This window comes from Curvibacter sp. APW13 (assembly GCF_032337135.1).
Taxonomy (GTDB): Bacteria; Pseudomonadota; Gammaproteobacteria; order Burkholderiales; family Burkholderiaceae_C; genus Allorhodoferax.
Window position 1 is genome coordinate 1,010,759 of the sequence record NZ_JAVXZZ010000002.1, and the last position, 13,823, is coordinate 1,024,581.

Sequence of the window (13,823 nt, forward strand, 5' to 3'; positions counted from 1 at the left end):
ATCCTCTTCAGAAACGCCATTGTGCAGACGCGGTAAAAGCCCGACCCGCTTCCGGATAGATGGATGCTGTCACACCGCCAGTACAGCGAAATGCCTGCGTGTAGTACTTTGCATCCGCAAGGTTCTTGACACCCAACGCAAGTTCCCAACGAGTCGTCTGGTAGGCATAGCGCGCATCCATGGTCGTATACGCGGGCATTTCACATTGGTTGGTGAAGGTTGGGCTTTGGCTGGACACCCAAGTAAGCACACCATCCACAGAATGCCCAGCGGCCGGTCGCCAGTTGGCACCGAATGAAGCGGTCTGTCGCGGCACCAGAGCAACATCATTGCCTGCGTAGGTGCCAGCAACGTATTTGGCTTCACGCCAGGCGACGTTCGCGCGAGCATCCAACGTTTTTGTCATCGCACGACGGACTTCCAGTTCAATACCCTGGCGCCGGGATGGATCAAAGTTGACGTTCGCTCCATTCCCACCGTTGACCACGGGATCGAACCCCAACTCATTGGTCAGTTCATTTCGGTAGTAGCGAATCTCAACCTTGTCGGCGCCTTCCATCCAACGCAAACCGGTCTCAAAATCTTTGGATGTCTGCATCTGCAGCACGACACCCGAGAGCACGTAGGTGAACTCATCGGCCGTCGGCAGCCGGTAACTGGAACCGACCCGCCCATACACCGCCCAAGAAGGCGCCAACTCCTGATTGACACCCGCATGCCAAGCCAATGGTCGTTCGTCAACCCTTACGTTGGAGGAAGAACGCTTCTTGGTATCAGCTTCTGTGCGCACGCCCACGCTGAATCGCGTCTTTGTCGGTGACAGCGTAACGTCGTCAGTCAGATACAGGGCCGACGATTGGCTGTCAGACAGGACGGCGTTGATGTCCTGACCAGACCATTGCATGGTGTCGACACCCACGGTGAACGCATTGGACACCGCATCCGTCGTGTATTCGTGCCGCGCCCGCACGTTTGTGTTCATGGCGCTGACGTCAATGCCCCAGGTTCGGCTGCGGGAAACCTTGCTGCGCGAATTCGTATCCCAACCAAACTCCCAGTCGCCGACTAGGTACTGGGCAAACACCCCCGCATATTCGGTTTTGGCAGTACCGAAGTTGATCAGGGAAGATGCCTGGGACGGATCTGCGGCGTACTGTGCCGCGGTCAACGATCCTGGCCAGCCGCTCTGCATCAGCTGACGGCCCGTAGACAGCCCTACTCGCAGATCATCCCCACTCCACTGCAGCGTCGAGGACAAATTGTTCACCGTCGAGGCGAAATTCTGACGATGGCCGTTGGTTTTGAAATCCTTGGCAGCGACGTCTACAAGAAAACCGCCACTGGCCAGTACCGCAGAGGTGCGCACTTCCCGCGTGTCGAAGGATCCAACCGTTGCCCCCACGGTAGCGGAGTTTTGTTGCTGTAGACCCTTGCCTGACTTGGTCGTGATGACAATGACACCGCCCGTCGCACCTTCACCGTACTGGACCGTTCCGCTGCCCCGAAGCACTTCAATCCGCTCGACGGTTTCAATCGGAATCACGGACAGATTGGTCGCCGACAAATCGTCGTCCTTGAGGCGCCGCCCATCCACCACCACCACTTGATTTCGATCGGCAGTTGAGCCAAAACCCCGCAGATCCATGGTGTAGTTGCCCCCTCCGGATGTATCGAGCCGCCCAGGTACACCCAGCATCCGGGCCAGCGCTTCGCTGACCGAGCTCGCACCGCTGGCTCGCAAATCGTCAGCCGTGATGACACTGACCGCATAGGGGGCTCCCTTGGCCGGCTCCTCAAATCGGGTCGCGGTGATCACCACCTCCGGCAAGGTAGTTTGGGAAAAAGCCGGGCACAAGGTACCCACGGCCAAGGACACAGCGCTCCAACGCGCCACGCTCAATGAGCTTTTCATAGAGAAGAAAGACTGGCTAAACACCCGCGCCGTCGTCCCCGACAGCCTTGGGCAAAACGGCAGTACGCCAGGCGCACTACCACCGTGTTGGCCGGTATCCGGGCTGGTGGAATCAACCTCCATCGCCTTCCCGGGCATGTGTTCAAACACCCAGTGGCTGTGATGGAAGCGGAGCCGGCTGGCTCGTCCACTTACCGTTGCGGGGGCAGCGCAGGTTAGGTACTCCCCTGAGTGGGGCATACCCTCCTGCTTCCCGTTGAACTGCGGCGTGTGAACCACACCGCGAGCACCAACGGGGGCGATTCTACGCCGATGGCGCTTGCACAAACCCTACAATGGCAGGCTTATGTCGAATCCAAGCCAAATCGACCAGGTCGCCGAGCGCGTCGAGCGCCTGCTGCTGCGCTACGAGGAACTGCGGCGCACCAACGCCCTGCTCAACGAGCAGGTAGCGGCACTCACGCACGAGCGCGACTCGCTGCGCTCGCGCTTGCAGGCTGCCCGTGCGCGGGTGGACGCCCTGATCCAACGGCTGCCTGAATCTTCGACCACGCCATCGCCATGAAGCAACTCGAAGTACAAATCATGGGGCAAAGCTACCTGCTGGGCTGCCCCGAAGGTGGCGAAAGTCGCCTGCTCGATGCCGTCGAGCGCGTCGACACCGCCATGTGCAAGATCCGCGACGCAGGCAAGGTGCGTGCACGCGACCGCATCGCTGTCTTGGCTGCATTGAACCTGGCCTTCGATCTCGACCCCGTGCCTGCCCCCACGCCATCTACCTCCAGCATGGCTGCCGTGCCCTCGACGACCGTTACACCGGCGGAGTCGTCGATGTTGCTGACCTCGCTGCTCGAGCGCCTGGACGCTGCACTGGGTGAGGACGGGCAATTGCTCTGAGCTGGCCGCACAGGCGTAGAATCACGCCTGTCTGCGATGCTGCCGGGCTTTATATTTCCTTGAACCAATGCGCATAGCGCCCGGGCTTGGAACATCACTGTGCAAGCGTGACCGTCTCGCGTTAGATGGACCCAATGTGCAGTTGACCTCGCCCACCTGAACTCCGGTTCAGGATGCGGCCCGGTGGCGCTCGCAGACACCCTCTTTCACACCGGGCAGCACCTACGTAGCCCGCTCTCCCCCGCTCCGCCATGCTCGAACCCTCTTTGCTCATTGAACTGGTCTCGCTGGGCCTGGTCACTGGTTTCCTTGCTGGCATGCTGGGCATTGGCGGGGGCATGCTCCTGGGCCCGTTCCTCACCGCCATCCTTTCCGCCCGCGGTGTGCCTGCCGACCTCGCCGTCAAGATGGCCATTGCCACTTCCATGGCGACCATCGTGTTCACCAGCATTTCGAGCGTGCGGGCCCACCATCAGCGCGGTGGTGTCCGATGGGACATCGTTCGGCGCCTGGCCCCCGGCATCGTGCTGGGCGCCATGCTGGCCAGCGTGGGCGTGTTCAGCATACTCAAGGGCACGGCGCTGGCCCTGTTCTTTGCAGTCTTCGTGGGCTTTTCGGCCACCCAGATGTTCCTCGACAAGAAGCCCAAACCTTCGCGCCAGATGCCAGGCACCGCAGGGCAGTTGGGCTGGGGCAGCGGCATCGGCTTCCTGTCCGGTCTCGTGGGGGCGGGTGGCGGTTTTATCAGCGTACCGTTCATGGTGGCGCACAACGTGCCGGTCATCAATGCCGTAGCCACCAGCGCGGCCTTGGGGTTCCCGATTGCGCTGGCCAATAGCGCCGGCTTCATCGCCAGCGGCCAAGGGGTTGGCGGGCTGCCGGTGGGCTCGCTGGGCTATGTCTGGCTACCCGGATTGGCCGCGATTGCCACAGCCAGCGTTCTGACGGCTCCACTGGGCGCAAAGACGGCCCACCGCCTGCCGGTGGCGAAGCTCAAGAAGGTGTTTGCTGTCCTGCTCTACGGACTGGCCCTGTACATGGGCTACAAGGGTCTGCACGGCTGACGCGCCAGGGCGCTGTCAGCCGTTGCCTGGCAGCCTTGAAACGAGTTCGGTGAACTTATCGGCATCCAGGCCTGGCGAGCACAGGTAGCCCTGGAAGCTGGCGCACTGCACACTGTGCAGGTAGCTGCGCTGCGCGTCCGTTTCCACGCCTTCTGCCACCACTGCGAGCTTCAGAGCCCGCGCCATCGCCACGGTGGCGCTGACAATGGCCTTGTCGCTTTCGTCCTCGGGCAGCCCCATGACAAAGGCTCGGTCAATCTTGAGTTTGGAGATAGGAAACTTCTTCAGGTAAGCCAGGCTCGAGTAACCAGTACCGAAATCGTCGATGGCCAGGCTCAGGCCCAAGGCAGCCAGCGCGTCGAGCTTGGCGAGCGCCTCCTCGGCGTCCTTGACCAGGATGGATTCGGTGAGCTCCAGTTCGAGCAAGGCCGGATCCAGCCCGACACCACGGATTGAGTCGGCCACCCGCTCCACGAATTCGGCCTGGTGGAACTGCAAGGCCGACACGTTCACGGAAACCACCACCGGCATGCCCTGCTTTTGCCACAGCGTTGCCTGGCGTACCGCCTCCCCCAACACCCAGTTGCCCAGGTTGATGATGAAGCCGGACTCCTCCGCCAAGGGAATGAAGGTCGACGGCGGCACCTGCCCCAGTTCCGGGTCGTGCCACCGCAACAACGCTTCGGCCCCGACCAACTGCCCGGTTTCCAAGGATATCTGGGGCTGGTACACGAGCCTGAACAACTGCCGTTCCAGCCCCTGCCGCATGGCATGCTCCATGCGGATGCGCGAGAGCCAGTCCACGTTCATCTGCGGCTGGTAAAAGCGCAGCGAGCCCCGGCCACGCTCCTTGACACCCTGCATGGCGGTGTCGGCACACTGGATGAGTTCATCCACGGTACGTCCGTCGTCGGGATAGAGCGCGATGCCGATGCTGCAACCCAGCGAGAAGTCCATGTCCTGCACTTCAAACGGCTGCCCCAATGCGGCAATGATGCGCCGTGCGGCAATCTCTGCCCCAAACGCGTCTGCTTCCTGCAGGAACACCACGAATTCGTCGGCACCGAGCCTGGAGAGCGTATCCACTTCGCGCAGACATAGCCGGATGCGCTGTGCCACTTCCACCAGGACCCGGTCACCAAGGGCATGTCCGAAAGACTCGTTGATGCTCTTGAATCGGTCAAGGTCGACAAACAGCACCCCACAGGGCATGCCCTGGCGTTGGCTCAGCCCCAGCATCAGTTCGGCCCGCTGCGCCAGCATCAGACGGTTGGGCAGTCCGGTCAGCAGATCGGTGCTGGCCAGCACGTCGATACGCTTTTCTGCCTCGACCCGGGCGGTGAGGTCCTGCACGAAGCCGACGGTATGGACCAGGTGTCCGTGCTCATCGCGCAACGCCACCCACGACACCTGCACATGGAACCGACGACCCTGTCGCTCATGCACCAGTTCGCCACTCCAGATACCTTCTTCGTCCAGGGCGCGCGCTACGCCGACAAAATAATCGGGCCGCAATGGGTCGGAAAACAGTGACGTGGCTTCGCGCCCGATCAACTCCGAAAGGGGACTCCCGACCAGCCGTTCGCACTCCGGGTTAACCTGGACCAGGCGATGCCCTGCGTCGGTAATGAAAATCGCATCCGGGCTGCAATCGAACACCTTGGCAGCCAGTTGCAGTCGTCGCTCGGCATCGACCTGGGCAGTGACATCGCGGTAGGAACACACGCGCCCCATCACGCGTCCACGGCTGAACTTCGGTACCACCCGTCGCTCCACGATACGCCCGTCACGCAGGTAGAGATGATCCGATGCAGCCTGCTCCGGCAACTGTGCAATCACTTGCCACCGGGCGCGGTACGCATCGGGATCAGACATCCATGACTCGAGATGGGTACCCAATGCCGCGAGCTTGGCGTCGTCCAGCATCGCATCGGGAAGCTGCCACATCTGGGCAAAGCGATGGTTGAAATGCTTGACGCCCCCGTGCAGGTCGAGCACCAGCAGCGCGTCGTGACTGGATTCCAGCGTCGCGCGCAGGTCATCCAATCGTTCTTCAAGCAGCGCCTCACGCGCGAGCTGCGAGCGCATGTCACGCAACACCACAAGGAAAAACGGGGTCCCTGCGTCCAGCCATACCCGGCTGACCTTGCGCTCAACCGCAATGCCCACGCCTTGGATGGAACGCACCAGGGTCTGGGAGTGAATGCCTTCAGCGTGACCCGCCGCAACATCCTCCCAGTAGTACATATCCTCGGGAGAGGCCATGAGCTCGATCGCGGGACGATCGATCAGTTCCTCGGGCCCGATACCCAGCAACTGGGATGCTGCCTGGTTGGCCACGACCACTCGCAGGGTATGCGGGTCGACCAGCCAAGCTGCATCGGTCAATGCAGAGAGCCAGGACTGCAGCATGTCCTTCATGCCGCACTATCCTCTGCGGGTGTCGGCAACTCGCTTGCACCTTCAAAGAAGTAGTTCACACGCAGGCGCGGCGCAAGGTAGTCCAGTGCCTCTGCTGGCAACAGCTGCGGCCGAATGCTGCGGCGTATGCTGATGTCGGGGAGCTTTTCCAGATCGACCATCAAGGCTTCGTGCCGGGGAACTCGCGGATCATGGATGACCAGGCTGGGTTTGAGTGGGCGACTGGAATTGACTGCTACCACCATGGCATAGCGGTCATCCGACAACTGAACCACCGAGCCCGGGGGGTAGATACCCATCATCCGAATGAATGCAGACAGCACCGTAGGCTCGCACTGGGATTTGAACTGGCTGAATATCGCCGCCAACGCTTCGTGCGGCGTCAGTGCCGCTGCTGGCCGCACGGGGTTGACGAGGCTGTCGTAACGGTTAACCACCGACAGGATGCGTCCGAGGGCACCGATTTCATCGCCTTTGCTGCGTTTCGGAAATCCGCCCCCGTCGTGCCCCTCGTGGTGTTGTGCAATGGCGAGTGTGGCAGCACCGGACAGCCCCATGAGCTTTGCCGCCTGCACGCTGCAGGCCACATGTTCCTGGTACATGCGGGTTTCCGTGGCGTTGAAGCCATCCACTGGCCAACGCACACGCTCTGGAATCTGCAGCTTGCCTATGTCATGCAGGAAGGCTGCAACCCCCAGTTCCTGCTGGTCGGCCAGGGGCATACCCATGGCACGGGCCAGCAGCAAGGACACGATCGTGACATTGACCGGATGCTGCGCGGACTTCTCCCCGGCCGACTCGGAAAGCAGACGGATGGAGAGCTCCCCAGCGCCAGCCATGTCTGCAAGCAATCCCGCCACCAGCACCTGGGTCTGTTCCGCAGCTTCCTTGGGCTTGGCCGCGCTGATGTCAGCGACTTTTCGGTAGACCCGGCTGCTCTCCTGAAAACGCTTTTCGCACGCCTGCAGGTTCTTCTGCTGCGCCGCGAGCAACTGTGCCCGCTCGGCACGCTCCAGGGCCTGACGCGCCGCCCGCTCGGCGGCCAACTGTGCTGCCGCAGCCTGCGCCGCGGCCTGCGCACTGGCCAGCGCGGCGGACGCAGACACGCCAGCGGGCGTTGCATCGCCGACGTCGCTGCGGGAAGGGTCGATCTGAACCTTGCGCAATCCCAGTCGACGCAGTGTCTCGATCTGGTGCGTCTGGGAAAGCTTGAACCGATTGGTGGGAAAGGGGTGTGACAACCAGCCGATATCGAGCATGACAAACATACCCAAGCGCAGGTCGTCGATATCAACGGATGGAAAAACGTCTTTGTGCATTCAATACTGGGCCCTGACTGGACCCGGCTCCCTGGTGACCGTCACACATCCAAGTGGTGATACTGGCCGAAATTACCACGAATTGCAAGGCTTTGCTGCGCTCGCATATTCCTAGCGTACCACCCCCGGTATGTCGCCGGCCCGACCATGCAAAAGACCCCGGCAGCCTGGGCAAACCGGGGTCTTTGGAGCAGGCATGTCCATGCGCCATTGCGCATGGCCACCTGAGCATCAGCTCATGTGCAAACCGCCGTTGACGGCAAACTCGGCGCCCGTGGCGTAGCCACCTTCGTCCGACGCCAGCCAGGCGATGATGGAGGCAATTTCGCTCGGCTCACCGAGACGCTTGACCGGCACGGTACCGACAATCTTCTCCAGCACGTCGGCACGAATGGCCTTGACCATGTCGGTACCGATGTAGCCAGGGCTCACGGTGTTTACCGTCACGCCCTTGGTGGCCAGTTCCTGGGCCAGGGCCATGGAGAAACCGTGCATGCCGGCCTTGGCTGCCGAGTAGTTGGTCTGCCCGGCCTGGCCCTTGGCACCGTTCACCGACGAGATGTTGATGATGCGGCCCCAGCCCTTTTCCACCATATCGGCCACGACTTGCTTGGTGACGTTGAACATGGAGGTGAGGTTGGTACCGATGACGGCATCCCAGTCTTCCTTGCTCATCTTCAGGAACATGCGGTCCTTGGTGATGCCGGCGTTGTTGACCAGCACATCGATGGTGCCATGCTCGGCCTTGGCCTTGGCAAACGCTTCCACGGTGGAATCCCAGTCCCCCACATTGCCCACCGATGCGTAGAAGGTGTAACCCAGGGCCTTTTGCTCATCCAGCCACTTGGTGAAGTCGCGGGTCGGGCCGCAGCCAGCAATGACCTTGAAACCATCCTTGTGCAAACGCTGGCAGATGGCGGTCCCAATTCCGCCCATTCCTCCGGTGACATACGCGACACGTTGACTCATTACTTGCTCCTCTTGGGTTGTTGCTACAGTTTGTATAGCTGCCTGCGCTTGCTGTACGGGGGCAGGCGGCCAATTCCCCGTATTTCGGTTCAGCGCTCGATGGTCAGGGCCACGCCCATGCCGCCACCGATGCACAGCGAGGCAACGCCCTTCTTTGCACCGCGGCGCTGCATCTCGTGCAGCAGCGTCACCAGCACGCGGCAGCCCGAGGCGCCGATGGGGTGACCGATGGCAATGGCGCCGCCATTGACGTTGACCTTGGCGGGGTCGATGTCCAGCAGCTTGTTCACGGCGCAGGCCTGGGCTGCAAAGGCTTCGTTGAGCTCGAACAGGTCGACATCGGACGCCTTCCAGCCCGCACGCGCCAAGGCCCGTTGCGTGGCAGAAACCGGGCCCAGGCCCATCAGGGCCGGATCCAGCCCGGTGGTGCCGAAACTGGCGATGCGACCCAGCGGTGTCAGGCCCAGGGCGGCAGCCTTTTTGGCCGTCATGACCATCACGGCAGCCGCGCCGTCGTTGATGCCCGACGCGTTACCGGCGGTCACGCTGCCTGCCTTGTCGAACGCGGGGCGCAGCCCGGCCAATGCTTCGGCGTTCGATTTGCGGTTGATGAACTCGTCGGCAGCAAAGACGATCGGATCGCCCTTCTTCTGCGCAATGCTGAATGGCACGATCTCGTCGACGAACTTGCCCGCATCCTGTGCCGCGGCAGCCTTTTGCTGGCTGGCCAGCGCCAGGGCGTCCTGCATCTCGCGGGTAATGCCCTGTGCCTTGGCCACGTTTTCGGCGGTAATGCCCATGTGGTATTGGTTGTATACGTCCCACAGGCCATCGACGATCATGGTGTCAGCCATCTTCCACTCGCCCATGCGCATGCCGTCACGGCTGCCCAGCAGTACGTGCGGCGAGGCACTCATGTTTTCCTGGCCACCCGCAATCACGATCTCGCTATCGCCCCAGGCGACCGACTGGGCCGCCAACATGACCGCCTTGAGGCCCGAGCCGCACACGGCATTAATCGTCAATGCTGGCGTTTCCTTGGCAATGCCGCTCTTGAGCAGGGCCTGGCGGGCGGGGTTCTGGCCGCTTCCGGCGGTCAGCACCTGTCCGAGAATGACTTCACCCACCTGGTCGGCACCGAGCTTGGTGCGCTCCAGCAGGTTCTTGATGACCGCTGCGCCCAGCTCGGGGGCCGGTGTCTTGGCGAGCGTGCCGCCGAATTTGCCCACAGCGGTGCGTGCCGCCGCAACGATGACGATGTCTTCCATGGAAATGTCTCCTAACACGGGAAAGGGTAATGAATCAGGCCTTGGCCTTTACATAGCGGCCGGGGGCGGCCTCGATGACTTTGTACTTGCCCCTGCCATAGCGCTTGGGCGCTGGCACCTGGGCGCCGGCATGGGTCTGCAGCCAGTCCGACCAGTCGGTCCACCAGCTGCCCGGATGCTCCACGGCACCTTCCATCCACTGCGCGTGGGTCTTGGGCAACTTGCCATCGGCACGGATCCAGTGGCTGCGTTTCTTCTTGGCGGGTGGGTTGATCACACCGGCGATATGACCGGAGGCGCCCATGACAAAGCGCTTCTTGCCCTTGAGCACCTGGGTGGAAGCATAGGAGCCATCGATGGGAACAATGTGGTCTTCACGCGAGCCGTAGATGTAGACGGGGGTATCGACCTTGCCCAGATCCAGGGGCACACCGCACACCGTGGCACGGCCGGGCTTGATGAGGTTGTTTTCGAGGTAGGTGTTTCGGATGTACCAGGCGTAGTACGGGCCCGGCAGGTTGGTGCAGTCCGAGTTCCAGTAGAGCAGGTCGAACGGCGGTGGCGTCTCCCCCTTGAGGTAGTTGCCCACCACGTAGTTCCAGACCAGGTCGTTCGGACGCAGGAAGCTGAACGTGGACGCGAGGTCCTGCCCCTTCATGAGCCCCCCGTTCCCCATCTCCTGCTCGCGGTATTTCACGAAGGCTTCGTCGATGAACACATCCAGAATGCCGGTGTCGGAAAAATCCAGGAAAGTGGTGAGGAAGGTCGCGCTCTTGACCGGCTTCTCGCCGCGGGCCGCCAGCACGGCCAGGGCCGTACCCAGCATGGTGCCGCCGACGCAGAAGCCCAGGGCATTCACCTGCGGTGCGCCGGTGATCTCGCGCGTGACAGCGATGGCCTGGATGACGGCGTCCTCAATGTAGTCGTCCCAGGTCTTGTGCGACAGGCTCGCATCGGGGTTGCGCCAGCTCACGATGAAGGTGTGGTGCCCTTGCGAGATGGCATAGCGCACCAGGGAATTGTCGGGCTGCAGATCCAGGATGTAGAACTTGTTGATGCATGGCGGCACCATCAGGAACGGTGTGGCATAGACCTTGGGCGTGAGCGGCTTGTACTCGATGAGCTGGAACAGTTCGTTCTCGAACACCACGGAGCCTTCCGTGGTCGCCACGTTCTTGCCGACTTCGAACAGGCTCTCGTCGGTCATGGACACATGCCCCTGGGCGATGTCATGCACCAGGTTCTGCACCCCCTTGGCAATGCTCTCCCCCTTGGTGTCGATGGCCTTCTTCTGGGCCTCGGCATTCAAGGCCAGGAAGTTGCTGGGGGCCGCGGCAGCGGACCATTGCTCCACGGCGAAGCGGATGCGGTTGCGGGTCTTGGCATCGGCCTCCACGGCATCGGCCAGGCCCATGAGGGTACGCGAGTTGAGCAGGTAGACGGCCGCGCTGTAGGCGGCCAACGGGTTCGACGCCCAGGCCGGATCGGCGAAGCGCTTGTCATTGCCGACATTGGGGCCTTGCATGCCCCGCCCGAACAGCTCCATAGCCTCGGTCATGTACTGCTTCTGCAAGGTCTCGAGCTTCTTGGCATTGAACTGAATGTTCGGCACAGTCTGCTGGCTGCCCGCTGCGGCGCCACCGAAGTCCATGGTCTGGAAGGACTGCAAGGCCTTGGTCCACCCGGTGGAAAGACTGTCCTGGAATTGTTGCGTTGCCTGGGCCCAGAATTCATTGGGAGACTGACTCACACCACCACCTCACAAATCTGCGTACTGAACAATAGTCGTAGTATCACTGCATTCACCTCTCACCAACCTGACAGAAGTTACCAACGATGTACATCCTTCCCATCGGCTGGTTGTATGTGGCCTTGCTCATGGCCTTCGCCGAAGCCACCAACACCAACGGCACCATTCTGGGCGCCATCATCACCTTCGTGCTGTACGGGCTTCTACCTATCGGGCTCATGCTGTACTTCATGGGCACACCGGCGCGCAAGCGCGCCTTGCGCGAACGCGAAGCGGCCGAGCGGGCCCAGTACCTCTCACAAGCCAGCATCGAGCCAGATGCAGGCGGCCATGCGACCACTGACCCGGTCGCGCCGGTGGCTGAAGAAGCGACCGGGGTTGCTGACCGTACACCACGGCAATGAACCGTCATTGCCATAGACCCGTGTAACACCGCAGGCAGCGAGTCGCCTTCTGGCCAGCGCAGGCAAGTCTGACAACCACTTGCCGTGGTGCGCAACAAAGCAGGCGGCCGCTCCGGCATCGCTCGCCACAAACGCAGCGCGCACTTCGTCGCCGACCTCGAAGGCCGCAGGGCCAATGCACGGCCCCAGCCACGCTATTAATTCAGAAGCTTGATACGCAGCATCGTGGCGGGATTCAGCCTGAAAAAAGGTGGAAAACGCAGCCACACCCTGCTCCACGACTCCCACCCCGGCCGTACCGAGCAAACCGCGCCAGCCCGCATGCAACGCGGCGACCCAACGCCCCCGGCTGTCACTGAGGAGTATGGGCAGGCAGTCCGCCACCATCACGGTGCACACCACACCGGCCGCTGCGCTGGCACTGCCATCGGCACAGGGCACTAAGTTCAGCGGCTCGACCAACTCCAGCACCGCCGTTCCATGGACCTGCTCCAGGTAATTTGGCGCCAACCCCACCCACTGCCGCAGGGCGGTGCGGTTGGCGGCCACCGCTGCAGGATCGTCACCCACGTGGGTACCGAGGTTGAGACTTTCGTAGGGTGCCGGTGAGCAGCCCCCCTGGCGCGTGGTGAACACGGCGCGGACGTTTGCAGGCACCGGCCACTGGGGGCGCAGGATGGCTTCTTCGGTCAGGGAACACACGTGCATGCAGGAAGGATAAACCAGCCTCACGACAAAACCATGACGCCAAGCCGCTACCATTGACACCAACCCGTTTTACCCCGCAGAGGAGCCCCCATGATTCTCGAATTGGCCGACATCCGCATCCACCCCGGCCAGAACGCCGCGTTTGAAGAAGCCATTGCCCGCGGACTGACCACGGTCATCGCAAAAGCCAAAGGGTTTCAGGGCTACAAGGTGAACCGCGGCATCGAAAGCAGTGAGCGCTACATCCTGCAGATCTTCTGGGACACCCTGGAGGACCACACCGTGGGCTTTCGCCAGTCCGACGCATTCACCCAATGGCGTTCCATCGTGGGACCATTCTTTGCCGCACCTCCAGTGGTCGAGCACTTCGAACTCGTCACCAAGTCTGCCTGAAGGCTCGCCATGAACTACCTGATCCCTCCCACGCCGATTCCCTCGCTGCCGATCGCCGGCACCACCGCATTGTTTCCGGTGCGTCGCATCTACTGCGTGGGGCGCAACTACGCCGAGCACGCCCAGGAAATGGGCCACAGTGGCCGGGAAGCGCCCTTCTTCTTCATGAAGCCCGCCGATGCGGTGCTGCCCGGCAATGCGGAACATCCGGCCGCCATGCCGTACCCGAGCCTGACGGCCAACCTGCACCATGAAGTCGAACTCGTGGTCGCCATCGGCAAGGGTGGCGCCAACATTGCCGTGGCGGATGCAGCATCCCACATCGCGGCCTACGCCGTGGGGCTGGACATGACCCGACGGGACCTGCAGGCCGAGGCCAAGAAACAGGGGCGCCCCTGGTGCATTGCCAAGGGTTTTGACCACAGCGCCCCCATCGGTCCCCTGGTACCCGCCGAACAGGTGCCCGGACTCGGTGATGCCGCCATTACCCTGCACGTCAACGGCACGCTGCGCCAGAGCGGCAGGATCAGCGACATGATCTACAACCTGGCCGAGACCATCGCAGAAATCTCGAAGGCCTGGGCCCTGCAGCCGGGCGACCTCATCTTTACCGGCACGCCTGCCGGTGTCGCGGCCGTGCAGCCCGGCGACACCCTGTTGGCACAGGTCGAAGGCCTGCCCGCACTCGCGGTGCGCATCGACCCGGCAACTCCCTGAA

Annotated in this window: 13 protein-coding genes and 1 riboswitch; of the genes, 6 read left to right on the forward strand and 7 right to left on the reverse strand. The window is 62.2% G+C overall.

Features of this window, described 5'->3' with window-relative positions; all coding sequences use genetic code 11:
* Nucleotides 1–7: 7 nt before the first annotated feature.
* Nucleotides 8–1,912, reverse strand: a complete 1,905-nt coding sequence (locus RQP54_RS12975) for a TonB-dependent receptor (RefSeq protein WP_315678756.1) — start codon at nucleotides 1,910–1,912, stop codon at nucleotides 8–10.
* Between the two features lie 71 nt (nucleotides 1,913–1,983).
* Nucleotides 1,984–2,221: riboswitch (cobalamin riboswitch) on the reverse strand.
* 37 nt (nucleotides 2,222–2,258) lie between these two features.
* On the opposite strand from RQP54_RS12975, the gene RQP54_RS12980 reads away from it, so the two are divergent.
* The 3 genes from RQP54_RS12980 (at nucleotide 2,259) to RQP54_RS12990 (ending at nucleotide 3,873) form a co-directional block, all read left to right on the forward strand.
* Nucleotides 2,259–2,477, forward strand: coding sequence for a DUF904 domain-containing protein (locus RQP54_RS12980; RefSeq protein WP_315678757.1), 219 nt, complete (start codon nucleotides 2,259–2,261; stop codon nucleotides 2,475–2,477).
* A complete protein-coding gene (locus RQP54_RS12985) occupies nucleotides 2,474–2,809 on the forward strand; it encodes a cell division protein ZapA (protein ID WP_315678758.1) in 336 nt (111 codons plus the stop codon). Before RQP54_RS12980 ends, RQP54_RS12985 begins: the two co-directional genes overlap by 4 nt.
* A gap of 251 nt (nucleotides 2,810–3,060) precedes the next feature.
* Nucleotides 3,061–3,873 (forward strand): sulfite exporter TauE/SafE family protein, encoded by an 813-nt coding sequence (locus RQP54_RS12990; protein ID WP_315678759.1) that lies wholly within the window; start codon nucleotides 3,061–3,063, stop codon nucleotides 3,871–3,873.
* A gap of 15 nt (nucleotides 3,874–3,888) precedes the next feature.
* Here the strand turns inward: RQP54_RS12990 and RQP54_RS12995 are convergent, their stop codons facing one another.
* The 5 genes from RQP54_RS12995 to RQP54_RS13015 all read right to left on the reverse strand — a co-directional run bounded on the left by RQP54_RS12995 (nucleotide 3,889) and on the right by RQP54_RS13015 (nucleotide 11,600).
* A complete protein-coding gene (locus RQP54_RS12995) occupies nucleotides 3,889–6,294 on the reverse strand; it encodes an EAL domain-containing protein (protein ID WP_315678760.1) in 2,406 nt (801 codons plus the stop codon).
* Nucleotides 6,291–7,613 carry an HD-GYP domain-containing protein gene (locus tag RQP54_RS13000; protein ID WP_315678761.1) on the reverse strand — a complete coding sequence of 441 codons (1,323 nt, stop codon included), beginning with the start codon at nucleotides 7,611–7,613 and terminating at the stop codon, nucleotides 6,291–6,293. The genes RQP54_RS12995 and RQP54_RS13000 overlap by 4 nt, the downstream gene beginning before the upstream one ends.
* Nucleotides 7,614–7,844: 231 nt before the next feature.
* The gene (gene phbB, locus RQP54_RS13005; protein ID WP_315678762.1) at nucleotides 7,845–8,582 is read right to left on the reverse strand and encodes an acetoacetyl-CoA reductase; all 738 of its coding nucleotides are present in this window, start codon (nucleotides 8,580–8,582) and stop codon (nucleotides 7,845–7,847) included.
* Between the two features lie 89 nt (nucleotides 8,583–8,671).
* Complete coding sequence (locus RQP54_RS13010) at nucleotides 8,672–9,850, reverse strand: acetyl-CoA C-acetyltransferase (protein ID WP_315678764.1); 1,179 nt, start codon at nucleotides 9,848–9,850, stop codon at nucleotides 8,672–8,674.
* Nucleotides 9,851–9,884: 34 nt separating this feature from the next.
* Entirely contained in the window at nucleotides 9,885–11,600 is a 1,716-nt protein-coding gene (locus tag RQP54_RS13015; RefSeq protein ID WP_315678766.1) for a class I poly(R)-hydroxyalkanoic acid synthase, read from the reverse strand.
* Nucleotides 11,601–11,686: 86 nt separating this feature from the next.
* Here RQP54_RS13015 and RQP54_RS13020 point away from each other — a divergent pair, with 86 nt between their 5' ends.
* Nucleotides 11,687–12,004, forward strand: coding sequence for a hypothetical protein (locus RQP54_RS13020; protein ID WP_315678768.1), 318 nt, complete (start codon nucleotides 11,687–11,689; stop codon nucleotides 12,002–12,004).
* On the opposite strand, the gene pgeF is transcribed toward RQP54_RS13020, so the two are convergent.
* Nucleotides 11,897–12,712, reverse strand: a complete 816-nt coding sequence (pgeF, locus tag RQP54_RS13025) for a peptidoglycan editing factor PgeF (RefSeq protein WP_315678769.1) — start codon at nucleotides 12,710–12,712, stop codon at nucleotides 11,897–11,899. The two genes, RQP54_RS13020 and pgeF, sit on opposite strands and share 108 nt — an antisense overlap.
* 90 nt (nucleotides 12,713–12,802) lie before the next feature.
* Between pgeF and RQP54_RS13030 the strand changes: the two genes are divergently transcribed.
* Both RQP54_RS13030 and RQP54_RS13035 read left to right on the forward strand, forming a co-directional pair.
* A complete protein-coding gene (locus RQP54_RS13030; protein WP_315678771.1) occupies nucleotides 12,803–13,105 on the forward strand; it encodes an antibiotic biosynthesis monooxygenase in 303 nt (100 codons plus the stop codon).
* Between the two features lie 9 nt (nucleotides 13,106–13,114).
* Complete coding sequence (locus RQP54_RS13035) at nucleotides 13,115–13,822, forward strand: fumarylacetoacetate hydrolase family protein (RefSeq protein WP_315678772.1); 708 nt, start codon at nucleotides 13,115–13,117, stop codon at nucleotides 13,820–13,822.
* Nucleotide 13,823 lies beyond the last annotated feature (1 nt).

Coding starts and splice junctions, on each gene's coding strand:
- phbB (WP_315678762.1), bottom strand. CDS start 8,582: ATGAGTCAACGTGTCGCGTATGTCACCGGAGGAATGGGCGGAATTGGG.
- RQP54_RS13010 (WP_315678764.1), bottom strand. CDS start 9,850: ATGGAAGACATCGTCATCGTTGCGGCGGCACGCACCGCTGTGGGCAAA.
- RQP54_RS13020 (WP_315678768.1), top strand. CDS start 11,687: ATGTACATCCTTCCCATCGGCTGGTTGTATGTGGCCTTGCTCATGGCC.
- pgeF (WP_315678769.1), bottom strand. CDS start 12,712: ATGCACGTGTGTTCCCTGACCGAAGAAGCCATCCTGCGCCCCCAGTGG.
- RQP54_RS12985 (WP_315678758.1), top strand. CDS start 2,474: ATGAAGCAACTCGAAGTACAAATCATGGGGCAAAGCTACCTGCTGGGC.
- RQP54_RS13000 (WP_315678761.1), bottom strand. CDS start 7,613: ATGCACAAAGACGTTTTTCCATCCGTTGATATCGACGACCTGCGCTTG.
- RQP54_RS13035 (WP_315678772.1), top strand. CDS start 13,115: ATGAACTACCTGATCCCTCCCACGCCGATTCCCTCGCTGCCGATCGCC.
- RQP54_RS12990 (WP_315678759.1), top strand. CDS start 3,061: ATGCTCGAACCCTCTTTGCTCATTGAACTGGTCTCGCTGGGCCTGGTC.
- RQP54_RS12975 (WP_315678756.1), bottom strand. CDS start 1,912: ATGAAAAGCTCATTGAGCGTGGCGCGTTGGAGCGCTGTGTCCTTGGCC.
- RQP54_RS13030 (WP_315678771.1), top strand. CDS start 12,803: ATGATTCTCGAATTGGCCGACATCCGCATCCACCCCGGCCAGAACGCC.
- RQP54_RS12980 (WP_315678757.1), top strand. CDS start 2,259: ATGTCGAATCCAAGCCAAATCGACCAGGTCGCCGAGCGCGTCGAGCGC.
- RQP54_RS12995 (WP_315678760.1), bottom strand. CDS start 6,294: ATGAAGGACATGCTGCAGTCCTGGCTCTCTGCATTGACCGATGCAGCT.